This is a genomic window from Polymorphum gilvum SL003B-26A1 (genome assembly GCF_000192745.1).
GTDB classification, from domain to species: Bacteria; Pseudomonadota; Alphaproteobacteria; order Rhizobiales; family Stappiaceae; genus Polymorphum; species Polymorphum gilvum.
The window spans coordinates 19,794-33,941 of record NC_015258.1; the positions used below are offsets into that span (position 1 = coordinate 19,794).

The following is a 14,148-nucleotide window of genomic DNA, read 5'->3' on the forward strand; positions in this document are numbered from 1 at the left end:
GCCCCCGCACTTTCCTTTCGAATGATGTTCCGCCGCCGGTGATTTCCACCGGCGGCGGTTTCGTTTTCGCAACCCTCGAAACTTAGGGAGAACTTGCATGTCCGCACATATCTCATTTATGGCACCCGTCGGCTCGATCATCGCCTGGTCGGACGGCGCGCCGCGGCCATCCGAACGCCATCGCAGGAAGCTGTCTGCATGGCAGAGCAATAACAGCAACGGCCGCCTGATCCGCAAACAGGGAGAACTTGGCTCAGGCAGCATCATCCTGCCCGCGAGCATCACGCTCCATGAAGCCGACCAAGGTGCTGCCGGCGTCATCACAATCCGCGTTCATCGGACCTTCTCGCTGGAGACCCGTCTGACGTTCACGATTGTCGAACGCCCTGCCATTGGCAGTTGCCGCGTGTTCGATCGCGCCGGCGACAATGCCGAGCTCGTGCATCTCGCAGCGAACCGCCAAGCCGCAGAGGAATGGCTGTCCCGACACGGCTATCCTCATGCCGCGCTGGAGGTCGTCACGGCGGACGAGGTCGCAGCCGACGTTGTGGAAGGGAGGGCGGCAGCATGAACACCAGCCCTGTCATGACCGAGGCCAATGATGCCTCCGGATATCCGAAGGTTTCTTTTGGGCGATCCGCTGATGGCTTTCCGGTCGCCCGTGTCGCCGATACGGCGTTCGCAATGTTGCCCGGCCGTAATGGGCGGCATTATCTTGGCCTCGGTGGTAAGATCGCCCGGCCGCTCGCCGAGTGGCGGCGAACCGACTTCTACGGCCATTCCGGCGAACTCGCCGACGAGGCGGCGTTTCGTGCATGCGTGATCGAGAACGCCGAACATCAGCGCGAACGACAGGCGCTCGGCCGCTGCGAGATCTTCACCCGTGTCCATACGCCTTGGGGAATGTCGCAGCGCACGACCGTCTATGCGGAGGGCGTCGAGTGCCATTCCACCGCCGGGCACGGCGGCTTCAAGCTCTCGGCTGAGCGCAACCGAAAGGTTCACCCGCTGCTGCGGTCGAAGGACGGCTTCTATGAGGAGGACTCCGCTTGGGCGATCGTGGCGATCACCTTTCCGCATCTGTTCACCGGGTTTGAGCGGCGCTGCGCGGAACGGTCCATCAAGGATTGGTGGCCCGACGCCTGGGAAACGATCTTCGTCACGACCCTGGCGCCCGGTGAATCCCATGTGAAGGACCGTCGCGCTTTCGAGGCGGCCCATGCCGATGACTGGATCGTCATCGCCGCCCTTCGCTCCGATCATCATCCCGGCATGATCGAAGTGATCGCCACGCGCGGAGGGAAGCGAGAGCACAATGCCAAGGAGCGGCGTTTTCTCCTGCCGTCTGCCGAATACGTGCCGGGCCGTTTCGGTTTCGTCATCGATGTCGATTGTCATCGGTCCTATGACGGGCCATCGAGCTTTGTCGCCTGGCAGGGGAGGGAGACGTCATGACCCGGTCCCCGGAACGTCAGGCGTTGCTTTTCCGGATGGAAGAGGCCCGCCGCCAGACTCAACGCCAGCTCGACTTGATCGACCGGCAGATTACCGCCAAGATGACGGCTCTCATCCCGTCGCTCGGGCGGCGCCGAAGCGGATACCGGCGGGGTAAACCGCCCGCGCCGGAAGCCTTCCTCGCCCGCTATCGCTCCAGTCTGGCGGCGATCACCGCGGAACGGCAGCCGGAGATCGATGCTCTTGCCCGCAAGCTCGCGCGCCAGCAGGCCGCCATCGCCGCTTTCCAGGCGCGACCGGAATTTGGTGCTTCCGCTCGGGGTCCGGAACGAGGATGTCGTCATCACCGTCGTGAGAGGAGCGCGCCATGAGGCGCTTTGACGCCGAGCCGCTTCCACCTCTGACCGAGGAAGAGGTGAATGCTCTTCAGGATTATGCCGCCAGACACGGCCGTTCGTGGAAGCGCATCCTGAACAACGCCTGGATGGGCGTAGCGCCCTGTGACGATGGTCCCATCCTGCGGCGTTTGCGAAATACCCATGGACCGTCGTGGCTTGATCGTTACCGCCCGCCGAAACCGCAGGCAGAGCACTGATCAGCGCTTGCGCACGAATTCCGTGCGCAGGACCAGCCCCTTGATCGCGTCGTGGCGGCAGTCGATCTCTTCCGGATTATCGGTGAGCCGGATCGACTTTATGACGGTGCCCTGCTTCAGCGTCTGGCCGGCGCCTTTGACCTTCAGATCCTTGATCAGCACGACGGAGTCGCCGTCGGCGAGAACATTGCCGGAGGCATCCCGGACTTCGGCTGCCTTCGCCTTTTCCGCGGCAAGTTCGGAGGCCGGCCGCCATTCGCCGATTGCTTCGTCATAGACGTAATCGTCGTTGCTCTGGTCGCTCATCTGTCGTGCCCCTTCCGTGGGAGACCTTGCAATGGCCCCGCATCTCAGGAGCGCATCTATCGCGGAAAGCCGCCGAGATCCAACCGCCGCCGCTTTCCCATCGAGAGCGCCTCGCAGACCAGCGGACATCAGGAGGGCGTCAAAGCATTCCGGCCCTGGTGAACGGAGCTCTTCCGGCAGATGGGAACTGGTTTGGCGTGGGCCTTGCCTGGTTTTCCTCTTCGGCTCTGGCATCCGATGTCGATCCCTTGGCCGTTCCGCCCTTCGGTTTCGTTGCGGTCTGAACCGGCTGCCGGTCGTTTCAAGGCCGCTGTCGCGCCGCGGGGCGGCCGGTCATGCCGCTTGTCGCAGAGCAGGAACGCGGGCCTCGCAGGTCTCAGAGACCCGCTTGCCCGCGCACCGGCTCCGCTCGATCTGGCCTGCCCGGACCCTGAAACTCCCGGCTTGCGCCGGCTCCTCTTGACCGCACCGAAGGGCAGATCGGCCAAGGGGGGCCGAACCGCTTCGGGGAAACCGAGAAGGAAACCATCATGGCAAAGCCCGCAACCCAGTCCCGCCAATCCGCCCGAGTCGTCCAGCTCCGCAAGGGCGCCACCATCGAAATGGTCCGCCTCACATGCCCCGATGAAGCGCAGGCGCTCCGGATCGCCGAGAGCTTCGGGACCGCCATTCTCGACAGCGACGGCATCCGCGACATGCACGAGCGCCTGATCGTCGAAACCGCCACAGGACTTTCCGAGGGCTTAAGCGAACGGGCGATGCAGATCCACTTGCAGCGCATCGTCGGTGCCTATGTCGGATCCGCCCACGGCGCCGGCCAGTTCTACTCCCGCGCCGTCAGCGAAGCGCGTGACGCCACCGCCAAGGGAGCAGCCGAAGCGCGCGACGAGGATCTCGACGGGCCCGTCGGCTATGACAGCGCCGCCCAGCGCAAGCGCGAGTTCGCGGCCGACATGGGCGTTCAGGCGCACGCGCTGCGGATGGCCGCCGAAGGTGCCGTCGCCGCCTACGAGCAGATCGTTGGCGAGGCATGGAAGCCTTTCGACCGGCCGGTCGACAATCCGGGCCAGTCCCTCGACCGCAAGGCGGCCGCGGCGCAAATGTCGGCTTTCGATTGAGCTGTCACATCGCAATCCGCATCGAGGCCGTCTCCGCCGGAGGCGGCCTTTTCGCGTATCAGGCCGTCATCGCCGGGCGCTGGTGGAGAGCGGGGAAAGAAAGACGAGACGGAAAACGCCCCATCGCAGCCCGTCCCTTCTGTCGGTCCTGCAGGAGCCGACGGCAGGCGCAACGGCTACGCCGTCCTTCTCTTCGTTCCGGCCGTTCCGGTGCGCATGCCGCCTGACCGCTCCCGCCATCGGCCCAACGCGACGGGGCCGCGATGGGCGCGGCCTTACACGGAGGTCAGAAGAATGAGCAGGAAATCAGAAAGCGCGAGGATCGACATCTATGCGCGGATCACGAAGCGGATCGTCGCTGATCTGGAGAAGGGCGTGCGCCCATGGGTGCAGCCCTGGAGTGCTGGCAACATGTCCGGCCGGATCACCCGGCCGCTGCGCCATAACGGACAGCCATATTCGGGGCTGAATGTTCTCCTGCTCTGGTCCGAGAGTATCGCGCGCGGTTTTACATCGGCCACATGGATGACGCTTCGGCAGGCGAACGAACTTGGCGCCCATGTGCGCAAGGGCGAAAGCGGTGCGACCGTCGTCTATGCCAGCCGCTTCACGAAGACGGAGAAAGACGCGAGCGGTGGCGAAGTCGATCGCGACATCCCGTTTCTCAAGGCGTACTCGGTCTTCAATTGCGATCAGATAGACGGTCTCCCGGACCAATATTATCACCGTCCGGAGCCGGCCGCCGATCCGGTCGCGCGGATCGAACATGCTGATCGCTTTTTTGCCAACACCGGCGCGGTGATCCGGCATGGTGGGTCGCAGGCGTTCTATCAGCCATCCAGCGATAGCATCCAGATGCCGGAGTTCGAGGCGTTCCGGGACGCGGAGAGTTACTACGCCGTCCTCGGACACGAAACGACCCACTGGGTCGGCGCAAGCCACCGGCTGAATCGGGATTTGAGCCGCTATCACAAGGATCGCACGGAGCGCGCACGCGAAGAGCTTTGTGCCGACATAGGGGCATGTTTCCTCTGCGCCGATCTCGGGATCGTCCCGGAACTGGAGCCGCGGCCTGATCACGCCAGCTATGTGGCCTCGTGGTTGAAGCTGCTCGACGGTGACCGCCGGGCAATCTTCCAGGCGGCCGCACATGCGCAACGCGCTGTCGCCTATCTTCATGACCTCCAGCCGAATGCGGAGACCGGGCGGCAGGCCGCCTGATGCTTTCCGCCTCGGAGATCGACGGGGAGGGCGAGACGCCTTCCCGATCCGGCCGTGCGACCTTCGTGTCACCCGTTGGAGAAACCTTGCAGATAGGGCCGAGGCGATCTACATTATTTCCTGAATTTATCTACATGGAGTGACCCATGCCGATCAACGTCAACAATCCTGAAGCGGACGCGCTCACGCGCAAGTTCGCGCATATGGCCGGCGTCAGCATAACCGATGCGATCGTGATTGCCATGAAAGAGGCGATCGAACGCCGCCGTCACGAGGAGACGCCGCTGCAAACCGCTGCCCGGCTCCGCGAACAACATGGCGTCAAACTCGATGCCGCTGCTAGACAGCCGCTTCCGCGCGAAGCCTATGACGAACTGTGGGAAAGCTGATGTTCGTCGATGCCTGCGCCATCATCGCGCTCCTTTCCGACGAACCGGAAGCGGCGCGCGTTTCCAATGCGATCGCGTCTGCGAAGGCCGCCTTCACCTCCCCGGTCGCCGTGCTTGAGGCGGTGCTCGGTCTTGCCCGCCCTGACAAGTTCGGCCTCGCCGTGGCGGAGGTAGAACCGATCGTCATCGAGTTCCTCGATGAGCGCGGGATCGAAATCCGCGATCTTCCGCCTGCGACCGCGATGACCCGGATCGCTCTTTCCGCCGCGCATCGTTATCGCGCGGGCCGCCGGGGCCTCAATCTCGGTGACTGCCTGCATTACGCATGCGCCAAATATTACAACGTGCCCATTCTGGCGACGGCAGATGAGTTCAGACAGACAGACATCGAAACCGTGCCCTGATGCGGCCAGCCACGACGGCTGGTTCCGGGCGAAGGTGCAGGAGGCTCTGGAAGATTGGCGGGCCGATACTCCCGACGAGAGGGCCGAAGCTCATTTCGCCGAGCGACGTCTAACGGCGCGGTGCAGTGTCGGCGATCGTCACGTGTAGGCCCTTCTGATCGGGCGGGCGCAGTCGGCAGGCACGCGGAACGAGCCCCGCCGCGCGACGGCGGATCAGGTGTGGTCGATATAGGCATGCCGCGAGCCTGTTGGTTTCGAAGCGCTCCCATTCCTTCCTCTCGACCGCCCTCCAGGGAGGTGCCGTGAAACCCGGGTTGCCCTTGTCCGAGGATACGCGCGCGATGGAAGAGCCGCCATACGATCGGCGCCGACCAGCGCATTCGTCATGGACATGATGCGGATGGGGCGTCGGTGAGGGATCGACGGACACGGCGAGCCGTGCGGACGGGAGCCATCGTGAGAGAGCGGTGCCATCACCGCGGTCGCCGTCGGGGATCGCCGATGAACTCCGGGCGATGATCGGTGTTCCTTGCTCGATTGAAGTGGGGCGCACCCGCGCAGACCTCGATGGATCTGGTGTGACCGAAGGACGACTTCGTCTCGATCGCCATCCCGCAACGGCCATCCGCAACTTTCTTCCCCTGCGAACAGGTTCGCATTCCTCGCGATACAAGAAAGCTGCTCCCGGCCGCCCTCCACTTCGTTTCGGCCCAGAGGGTGCAGTGTCGATCACCCCCGGTCCTTACACCGCCATCGAGGCCGCGACAGGCGCGGCCCGAACAAACCGGAAAGGAACACGACAATGGCAGTCATCGGCGAATTCATCACCAACGGCAACAACTCGATCATCGGCAACGTCCGCACGCTCACGGTCAGCATGAAGGCCCGCCTGAACCCCATCGAGCGCGTCTCGCGTGACGCCCCGGACTTCCGCATCACCGCCGGCAACGGCGTCGAGGTCGGCGCGGGCTGGAAGGCGGTCTCCAACGACGGCGAGGAATACATCTCCGTCAAGCTGGACGACCCGAGCTTCAACGCCCCGATCACCGCGGCGCTGTGGCCGAGCGAGAAGGAAGGCGAATACGCCCTCATCTGGAACCGCCCGAAGCGGGAGGCCTGATCAACCCCGAGGAGCTCCGCCATCAGGCGGGGCTCTTCTCATACCGCATCAGGAAGCCGGTCGCGGGCATCGAGCCCGCTTCCGGCTTTTCGGGTGCCATACCGAGAGGGTGTGGTCTGCTCAGATCCACCTATCATGCCGGGGATACGGCACAGCGTCGAAGGACGAGCGGTACCCCCAATTTCGCATGGCCGGCTGAAGCCGCCAGCACGAAATCGGCTCCCCCACTCGCCGCCTCTGGCGGTCGCGAAGCGATCCTTGACCCTGTCCCGTCTCCCCGACCGCGGACGTCGTCTTTCACAAACGTCAAGGAGACGACGATGACGATTTCCCTCGAACAGCAAATCGAAGAGCTTCGGGCCGAGATGAAGAATGCCTGCGACGCCAACGACCGCCGCGTGATTGCGGCGGAGCTGGAGCTGGTGCTGGCCGAGCTTGCCGCCATCGAGGCCGAGCAGGACGGCCGCGTGAGCGCGGAGCCTCCTTTCTAGGAGGCCTCCATGTGCTGCCATAACCAGCAGCACGTTCGCCTCAGCCGTTGAGCGCGTCCTTCACCGCCTTGCCCGGCGTGAAGGTCAGCTTCTTCGAAGCGGCGATCTTGATCGTCGCACCGGTCGCGGGATTGCGGCCCTCGCGCTCAGGCGTGTCCTTGACCTTGAACTTGCCGAAGGACGGGATGGAGGTTTCCGCGCCGGCCTTTGCCGCCTCTGCGATCTGGTTGAAAACGCTTTCGACGATGGCCTTGGCCTGCGTCTTGGTCAGGTTCTGCTCGGATGCGATCTTGTCTGCGATCTCATTGGTGGTCGTCATGGATGATCCCCTTTCTTCCGTGCGCCGGATCATCCCCTTCGGCCCGGGCTCTTGTCACGGGCCTTCGGGGCGGCCACTGCGAGAACGAGCGCTATTTCCACAACTTGCTGCCGGTCGATAGCCTTTTTTCCGTTTGCACCGTGCAAGTTCGAGGAAGCGGAACGCCGCCTGCGCCTCCGTCTCAAACAACTCGCTCATTTCTCCGCCGGACTTGCCGATGCGTCCCCAGGACCTGACGACCGCAGTTTCCCCGAACAGGGTCGGCTGGATCGATAGCATGTAGTACCGGGCCATGTTCCTGGCGCGGTCGATGCGTTCGCAATAAAGCTGATAGGGATAGAGGCTCATCGCAGGATGGTCGCCTGTAAATCACACCTCGTCCAACGAGAGTTTTGAATCGGTCGCTCCGGATCGATTCATGACGGTGATGAATGTCGCCGCCCGCCATCTGTCAACGGCGGAGCAAAAGTCGTCCATTGGGCGGCGTAAAAGTAGGCCACCTGACGCCGCACGCGGGGAACGTCGGGAGGGCGTAGCCCGACCAGAGTTTCCCGCGTGCGGCGTTGGCGACTTTTTGAGGGGCTTCAGCCTGCCCTTCGGGCGCGGCTTTGAGCGAGACGATAGCTGTCGCCGTTCATCTCGAGGATGTTGACGTGGTGGGTCAGCCGGTCGAGCAGTGCGCCGGTCAGCCGTTCCGATCCCAGCGTCTCGGTCCATTCGTCGAATGGCAGATTGCTGGTGATCAGGGTGGCACCGCGTTCGTAGCGTTGCGCGATCAGCTCGAACAGCAATTCCGCCCCGGTCTTTGACAATGGCACGAAGCCCAGTTCGTCGATGATCAGGAGCTTGTAGGCTGCCATCTGCTTCTGGAAACGCAGCAGACGTCGCTCGTCGCGCGCCTCCATCATCTCGCTGACCAGGGCAGCGGCGGTCGTGAAGCCGACGGACAAGCCCTTCTGGCAGGCGGCCAGACCGAGACCGAGCGCCACATGGGTCTTGCCCGTGCCGCTGGGGCCAAGCGCGATGACGTTCTCGCGCCGCTCGACCCATTCGCAGCGGGCCAGCTCCAGCACCTGCATCTTGTTGAGCTTCGGGATAGCGGCGAAGTCGAAGCTGTCGAGGCTTTTGACGACCGGGAACCTCGCCGCCTTGATGCGGCGTTCGACCTTGCGGCGATCCCGTTCGATCATCTCCTGCTCAGCAAGCCGAGTGAGGTATCCGACATGGTCCACGCCCTGTGTGGCGCAGAGCCGGGCCAGCTTCTGATACTCGCGCTGGAAGGTCGGCAGCTTGAGGGTCTTGAGCGTGTGGGAGAGCAGGATCGCAGGGGGATTGTCTGACGCTTGGGTGCTCATGCGGCATCTCCCGCATGCGTCGACAGAAGCCGCATATAGGCCTTTGCCGATGTCTTCTCGACGGTGGCTCTTGGCAGGTACGGGTAGATGGACAGGTCCAGTCTCGGCGGCCGCCGCTCCACCTGGCACAGGAGAAGATGCTTGACGGCATCGAAGCCGATGGCCCCGATCTGGAGGGCCTGCTTCACCGCCACATGCAGATCGGCAAGCTCGAAGCTTTCCAGCAGCCGCAGCACCTGCACATACTCGCGCCGGCCATGCTTTGCCATGCGCGCTTCCATCAGGCGGCGCAGCGTGGCGAACGCCTCGGGCAGATCCCAGCCCTGAAGAGGAGCGGCCTGATCCAGCGCGTTGATCTTCTGTTCGATCAGCGGCAGGTAATGCAGCGGGTCGAACACAACGTCTTCCCGTTCCCAGCTTCGAGGATGACGAGCGATGATCTCGCCACGGCAGCCGATCACCACCTCGTCGACATAGCCCCGGATCCATACATCCTGATGGCCGAAGGCGACCGGGACGGAGTAGTCGTTGGTCCTGTAGCGCACCAGCGCCTGGGAAGAGACCCGACCGCTGGCCTGATCGCAGGCCTCAAAAGGCGAAGCTGGCAGCGGCCGCATCGCCGCAAGATCGCGCTGCAGCCGTTCTGCGATCGTCTCGCTCTCGCCGCGCAGCCTGTCGCGCTGGCGCTTGCGGCATTGCTCTTCCAGCCAGGCGTTGAACTCATCCCACGTCGCAAAGCGCGGGATCGGCACCATGAAGTTGCGACGGGCATAGCCGACGAGGCCTTCGACGCTTCCCTTGTCATTACCCTTGCCGGGGCGGCCATAGCGATCCCGGATCAGGTAGTGGGACAGGAAGCCGCTGAACAGCACTGTCCGCTTGCGCGTGCCATCGGCCAGGATCTTCGACACCAGGCAGCGGTCGTTGTCATAGACGATCGATTGTGGCACCGCCCCGAAGAAGGCGAACGCATGGACGTGGCCATCAATCCAGGCCTCTGACACCGCCGCCGGATAGGCCCGCACATAGCAGGCGTCGCTGTGCGGCAGGTCGAGCACAAAGAAGTGCGCCTTCTGCTCCACGCCGCCGATGACAACCACAGCCTCGCCAAAGTCAGCCTGCGCGTGGCCCGGCGGATGCGATAACGGCACGAACACTTCCTGCCGGCGCTGCTCCCGCTCGCGCATGTAGTCCTTGATGATCGTATAGCCGCCGGTGAACCCGCACTCAGCCCGCAACCGGTCGAACACACGCTTGGCCGTGTGGCGCTGCTTGCGCGGTACCTTCAGGTCTTCGTCCAGCCAATGATCAATGGTCGAAACAAAGGCGTCCAGCTTCGGCCGACGCACCGGGGCCTGACGGCGATAGCCCGGAGGCGTCGAATACGACAGCATCTTGGAAACGCTGTCGCGTGAGATATTGAAATGCTTCGCTGCCTGACGTCGGCTCATCCCCTCCGAGACCGCCAGACGCACCTTCAGATATAAGTCCACGGTGTAGATCCCCTGACCCTCCTGCACATGTTGCAGAAGGAAAATAGGTGGACGACTTTTACGCCGCCCGCGGCAGGACTATCCCGCCGCTACCGTGGCCGAATTTTGCACCGCCGCTCTCAGATCGGTCGTCGCGCTGACCGAGTTCCGGCAGAGCGCGCATTGGAGCACGTCGCGGGCTATACGATCGGACTAGACATGACGGTGCGTGGCGCCGAGGAGCGAAGCATGCGCAAATCGATCGACAGCTATTCGGTGTTGGGTCCCTGGCTCGTTACAGCGGATGAGATCCCAGATCCCTCGCAACTTGACTTCGAGTTGAAGATTGACGGGATTACCCGGCAAAAAGCCAATACGCGTGACTTGGTTTTGAGCGTGCCGGAGCTGATAGAGATGGCTAGCCGGTTCTACACGCTTGAAGTGGGTGACGTCATCTTCACCGGGACGCCCGAGGGCGTTGGGCAGGTTGTTCCCGGCAATACGATGCATGCTTGGATCGACAGGATCGGATCGATGGAGGTTCTGGTCGTGTAGATTTCGGGGCAATTGGCACACCCCACAGCGGGCGATCATTCCCGATGGTTAATCTCAGGAACCAAAACCTGTCGGGATTGACGGACGTGCATACGTTGCCGACTTAAGCACAAAGCTCGTCAGATTTGTCACGAGCTGGTGAGCTTCCTCGGCATCGAGTTTTGCCAGAATCAGCGACCTAAGCTTTTCGACTCGAGCGAAGCCTTTCTGAACCAGAGAATCCCCGGCAGGGGTCAGATTGAGCACTTTCTGCCTTCCATCCGATCTGCTCATCTCTATTTGGAGCAGTGTAAGCGCCACGGCGTGACCCTACGCGGCGAGGCTTGACGGCATCCTGAAGCGCCACGGCATAAGGTCTTCGATGCCACTCTGCGGATGGCCGTCGAGGATGGCGCGAAGGGTGGCTTCGAGGTAGTCGACGGGGTTCACGCCGGACATCTTGCAGGTGGCGACCAGCGAGGCGAGCATGGCCCAGTTTTCGGCACCGACCTCGTTGCCTGCGAAGAGCGCGTTTTTCCGCGTCAGGGCAATCGGTCTGATTTGATTTTCGACAGGGTTGGTGTCCAGCTCGAGGGTGCCTTCGTCCAGAAAGCGGATCAGGCCGGGCCAGTGCGCGAGGGTGTAGCGGATGTCCTCGGCCAGCTGGGATTTCTGCGGGATGCGCGAGAGCTGGGCTTCCAGCCAGGGCTTGAGTGCTGTGATGATCGGGCTTGCATGTTCGCGTCGGGCGAGCAGCCGCACTTCCGCATCCTTGCCGCGCACGGTCTTCTCGATCTGATACAGCAGCGCGATCTGGCGCAGCATCTCCTCGGCGATGGGGGAGCGGTCGCTCTCGAAGCGTTTCACGAAGCGGCGGCGGACATGGGTCCAGCAATAGACCAGCTGCCACGGGCCGGTGTCGCGCGCGATCTCCGTCAGAGCGTTGTAGGACTGATAGGCGTCGCATTGCAGGAACCGGCCGCGGTATCCGGCAAGGAACTTCAGCGGATGCTCCTTCCCCCTCCGGGGGCTAGTGGAAGAGCACGATGGGTGGGCCGACACCGCCATGGCCGCGATCATCGGACACGACGGCCCAGAAGAAGCCGCTCTTGGTTGCCTTGCGGCCCGGGTCCAGCACCGGCGCGCGGGTCTCGTCGACAAAAATGCGGTCCGCGCCGCGCAGATGAGCCTTCATGTGATTGATGATCGGCATCAGGTGGAAACAGGCGCGGCCGACCCAGTTGCCGAGCGTGCCGCGGTCCAGATCTATCCCCTGCCGTTTGAAGATCTCCGCCTGGCGGTAAAATGGCAGGTGGTCACCGAACTTGGACACGATGATCGAGGCGATGAACAGTTCCGTGGGCAGCCCGCCGGGCACGACATGCTCGGGTGCGTGCGCCTGTGCCACGGCCTGCGAGCAGCGGCGGCAGGCATATTTGGGCCGCCGCGTGACCAGCACCCGGAACTGCGCGGGGATCACGTCGAGCCGTTCGGACACGTCCTCGCCGATCTTCGCCATCTCGCCGCAGCCGCAGGGGCAGCGCGTGCTTGCAGGCTCGATCACGCGCTCGACCCGGGGCAGATGCGACGGCAGATGCCCACGGTTGCGCTTGGGCTTACGGGGCTCTTCACCGCGCGCCCTTTGCATCGCAGCTTCAGCCTTCTCCTGTGCGGCCTCGAGCACTCCCTGGGCCAGTTCGGCATCTTCCAGAGGGAGGTTGAACTGATCAGGCGACAGCTTCTCCGAGCGCTTGCCGAACTTCTCGCGCTGCGACGTGCGCAGGATGTCCTCCAGCCTACGGTTCGCCTCCTGCGACTCCGCAAGCGCCGCCTCCACCTCAATCAGGCGGGCTTTCAGAAGGGCGTTTTCTCGGGCGAGAACGGCGGCATCCATGGTCCGAAGTGAATCATGAGACACCCGTTCTGGCCAGCAAAAACAGGAGTTTCCAGAGCCCCCAGGCGATCATCCCGCCACCAGCGGGCGCCGCGCGCGCTCCGGCCGGACCAGCCGCCAGTCCAGCCCTTCGAACAAGGCCGCCATCTGGGCGGAGGATATCCGCATCACCCCGTCCTGCGCCTGTGGCCAGACGAACTTGCCGCATTCCAGCCGCTTGTGGACAAGCACCATCCCGGTCTGATCCCATATCAGAAGTTTGATCCGGTCCGCGCGTTTCGACCGGAACACGAAGACCGCGCCACAGAACGGATCGAGCCCGAACATCTCCTGCACCGCCAGCGCCAGGCCATCAATACCCTTGCGGAAGTCCACCGGCCGTGTCGCCACGAAGACCTTCGCCGACCCGCCCTGGCCGAACATCATGATGCCGCGGCCCGCGCCGCGCGGATCGCTCGCGTCAGTTGCCTTTCGTCGGTATCGGCACCCGCCCGGATCACGACATCGCCTACAACAATCTCCAGATCGGATGCGGGACGCGCCGTCGCTGCATCCACCGCGCTGTCGTCGACAACCAGTTCCGCGAACATCGGAAGCGCCGCGATGCTATCGGGCAGAACCAGGTTGCCTTTGCGTATCTGCCTGCGCCAATCGTAGATTTGCCAGCGGGTGGTGCCGTGCTTGCGCGCGACATCGGCCACCTTCACACCCGGCATCATGCTCTCCGCCGCGATCCGCGCCCGATCAGCCTTCGTCCGCCGCCGACGCCCGCTGGGCCCCTCGATCACCTCGAGCCGGGAAACCCCAACACCCCTTGAGCCGTCCAAATGGACGTCCATTTTGCCGTCTCTTTCCAATATCCAAACCCTCCGTCACGCACATGCGCGCAGAATGGCCGGATCAGCTCAGAAATGGCAGGAGGTGGTCGGCGTCGCGCTTACGGAGCAGTCCACGTTTTTGGAGAACGGCAGCGGCTCGTCCACAGCTGGCCTTGTCTACGGCGGCTCTACGTGCCAGTTCGGTCACTGAAAGGTCCGGAAAATTGTGCGCTGTGGCGAGAATGATCCAGGTCACTGGCGTTAAACGCAAGCCTGCCATAGCTTCGTCGAAGCAAAATAGAAAGATTTGGTAACTGCGCCGAATTAGATGCGCGGGATGATCTGTCAGAACACGATGGCGGTCGATCGCATCCAAGGATTGCAAGCTCGTTGATGTCGAATGATCATTCATTGTCCAGATTCCATCAGCGCTTCGGCATACCGATAGCACAACAGTCTCTAAGTTTACGCGCCAATCGTGTCGGAAGCAAGTAACCAAAGCATGCTTGCAAGGTACGCATCCGAGGTGGGCCGCCTTGTAGGAATTGTAGGATTTGGCACTGACTGTCCTTATTGGGGTCGGTTCCGGCTGAGGGCGGAATGGCAGTGCGCCGGGAGACCGGCAAGGAGTAGATGGTGCAAGTCCGTCACGATGAA

At 63.1% G+C, this 14,148-nt stretch carries 18 protein-coding genes and 2 pseudogenes; 11 read left to right on the forward strand and 9 right to left on the reverse strand.

From position 1 onward, the window contains the following. Positions 1-97: 97 nt before the first annotated feature. From SL003B_RS21930 to SL003B_RS22955, 4 genes are read left to right on the forward strand one after another with little or no spacing between them, the layout of a single operon-like run. Positions 98-571 (forward strand): hypothetical protein, encoded by a 474-nt coding sequence (locus SL003B_RS21930; RefSeq protein ID WP_041376397.1) that lies wholly within the window; start codon positions 98-100, stop codon positions 569-571. Further along, complete coding sequence (locus SL003B_RS21935; protein ID WP_041376398.1) at positions 568-1,455, forward strand: DUF7007 domain-containing protein; 888 nt, start codon at positions 568-570, stop codon at positions 1,453-1,455. The genes SL003B_RS21930 and SL003B_RS21935 overlap by 4 nt, the downstream gene beginning before the upstream one ends. Then, positions 1,452-1,826, forward strand: coding sequence for a hypothetical protein (locus SL003B_RS21940; protein ID WP_041376399.1), 375 nt, complete (start codon positions 1,452-1,454; stop codon positions 1,824-1,826). The genes SL003B_RS21935 and SL003B_RS21940 overlap by 4 nt, the downstream gene beginning before the upstream one ends. Next, on the forward strand, positions 1,823-2,050 hold the full coding sequence (locus tag SL003B_RS22955) for a hypothetical protein (protein ID WP_013650721.1): 228 nt from the start codon (positions 1,823-1,825) through the stop codon (positions 2,048-2,050). The genes SL003B_RS21940 and SL003B_RS22955 overlap by 4 nt, the downstream gene beginning before the upstream one ends. Here SL003B_RS22955 and SL003B_RS21945 read toward each other — a convergent pair whose 3' ends face one another. Then, positions 2,051-2,356 carry an alkylphosphonate utilization protein gene (locus SL003B_RS21945; RefSeq protein WP_013650755.1) on the reverse strand — a complete coding sequence of 102 codons (306 nt, stop codon included), beginning with the start codon at positions 2,354-2,356 and terminating at the stop codon, positions 2,051-2,053. A 530-nt stretch (positions 2,357-2,886) separates the two neighbouring features. Between SL003B_RS21945 and SL003B_RS21950 the strand changes: the two genes are divergently transcribed. The 6 genes from SL003B_RS21950 (at position 2,887) to SL003B_RS23650 (ending at position 7,099) form a co-directional block, all read left to right on the forward strand. Next, positions 2,887-3,474 (forward strand): hypothetical protein, encoded by a 588-nt coding sequence (locus SL003B_RS21950; protein WP_003501393.1) that lies wholly within the window; start codon positions 2,887-2,889, stop codon positions 3,472-3,474. Between the two features lie 294 nt (positions 3,475-3,768). Continuing rightward, complete coding sequence (locus SL003B_RS21955; RefSeq protein ID WP_003501391.1) at positions 3,769-4,695, forward strand: ArdC family protein; 927 nt, start codon at positions 3,769-3,771, stop codon at positions 4,693-4,695. Between the two features lie 146 nt (positions 4,696-4,841). Continuing rightward, positions 4,842-5,084, forward strand: a complete 243-nt coding sequence (locus tag SL003B_RS21960) for a type II toxin-antitoxin system VapB family antitoxin (protein ID WP_003501388.1) — start codon at positions 4,842-4,844, stop codon at positions 5,082-5,084. After that, complete coding sequence (locus SL003B_RS21965; protein ID WP_035243676.1) at positions 5,084-5,488, forward strand: type II toxin-antitoxin system VapC family toxin; 405 nt, start codon at positions 5,084-5,086, stop codon at positions 5,486-5,488. The genes SL003B_RS21960 and SL003B_RS21965 overlap by 1 nt, the downstream gene beginning before the upstream one ends. Before the next feature lie 802 nt (positions 5,489-6,290). Next, positions 6,291-6,608 (forward strand): DUF736 domain-containing protein, encoded by a 318-nt coding sequence (locus SL003B_RS21970; RefSeq protein ID WP_003501379.1) that lies wholly within the window; start codon positions 6,291-6,293, stop codon positions 6,606-6,608. A 320-nt stretch (positions 6,609-6,928) separates the two neighbouring features. Continuing rightward, a complete protein-coding gene (locus SL003B_RS23650) occupies positions 6,929-7,099 on the forward strand; it encodes a hypothetical protein (RefSeq protein ID WP_003501377.1) in 171 nt (56 codons plus the stop codon). A 40-nt stretch (positions 7,100-7,139) separates the two neighbouring features. Here SL003B_RS23650 and SL003B_RS21975 read toward each other — a convergent pair whose 3' ends face one another. The 4 genes from SL003B_RS21975 to istA form a co-directional block, all read right to left on the reverse strand. Continuing rightward, entirely contained in the window at positions 7,140-7,418 is a 279-nt protein-coding gene (locus SL003B_RS21975; protein WP_013650722.1) for an HU family DNA-binding protein, read from the reverse strand. Positions 7,419-7,472: 54 nt separating this feature from the next. Next, the gene (locus SL003B_RS22970) at positions 7,473-7,766 is read right to left on the reverse strand and encodes a WGR domain-containing protein (RefSeq protein ID WP_003501373.1); all 294 of its coding nucleotides are present in this window, start codon (positions 7,764-7,766) and stop codon (positions 7,473-7,475) included. A 236-nt stretch (positions 7,767-8,002) separates the two neighbouring features. Beyond that, complete coding sequence (istB, locus tag SL003B_RS21980; protein WP_013650723.1) at positions 8,003-8,773, reverse strand: IS21-like element helper ATPase IstB; 771 nt, start codon at positions 8,771-8,773, stop codon at positions 8,003-8,005. Continuing rightward, positions 8,770-10,266 carry an IS21 family transposase gene (istA, locus tag SL003B_RS21985; protein ID WP_013650724.1) on the reverse strand — a complete coding sequence of 499 codons (1,497 nt, stop codon included), beginning with the start codon at positions 10,264-10,266 and terminating at the stop codon, positions 8,770-8,772. The genes istB and istA overlap by 4 nt, the downstream gene beginning before the upstream one ends. A 123-nt stretch (positions 10,267-10,389) precedes the next feature. On the opposite strand from istA, the pseudogene SL003B_RS21990 reads away from it, so the two are divergent. Then, positions 10,390-10,800: pseudogene (locus tag SL003B_RS21990) on the forward strand (fumarylacetoacetate hydrolase family protein); the annotation flags it as partial. Positions 10,801-11,109: 309 nt separating this feature from the next. Here SL003B_RS21990 and tnpC read toward each other — a convergent pair. The 4 genes and pseudogenes from tnpC to SL003B_RS23595 form a co-directional block, all read right to left on the reverse strand. Then, positions 11,110-12,673, reverse strand: a pseudogene (gene tnpC / locus SL003B_RS22550) (IS66 family transposase). A gap of 69 nt (positions 12,674-12,742) precedes the next feature. Beyond that, entirely contained in the window at positions 12,743-13,099 is a 357-nt protein-coding gene (tnpB, locus tag SL003B_RS22005) for an IS66 family insertion sequence element accessory protein TnpB (RefSeq protein ID WP_013654838.1), read from the reverse strand. After that, entirely contained in the window at positions 13,096-13,512 is a 417-nt protein-coding gene (gene tnpA, locus SL003B_RS22010) for an IS66-like element accessory protein TnpA (protein WP_013650727.1), read from the reverse strand. The genes tnpB and tnpA overlap by 4 nt, the downstream gene beginning before the upstream one ends. Before the next feature lie 61 nt (positions 13,513-13,573). Then, positions 13,574-13,903: a MarR family winged helix-turn-helix transcriptional regulator gene (locus SL003B_RS23595; RefSeq protein WP_013650760.1), complete on the reverse strand. Its 330-nt coding sequence runs from the start codon at positions 13,901-13,903 to the stop codon at positions 13,574-13,576. Between the last annotated feature and the right edge of the window lie 245 nt (positions 13,904-14,148).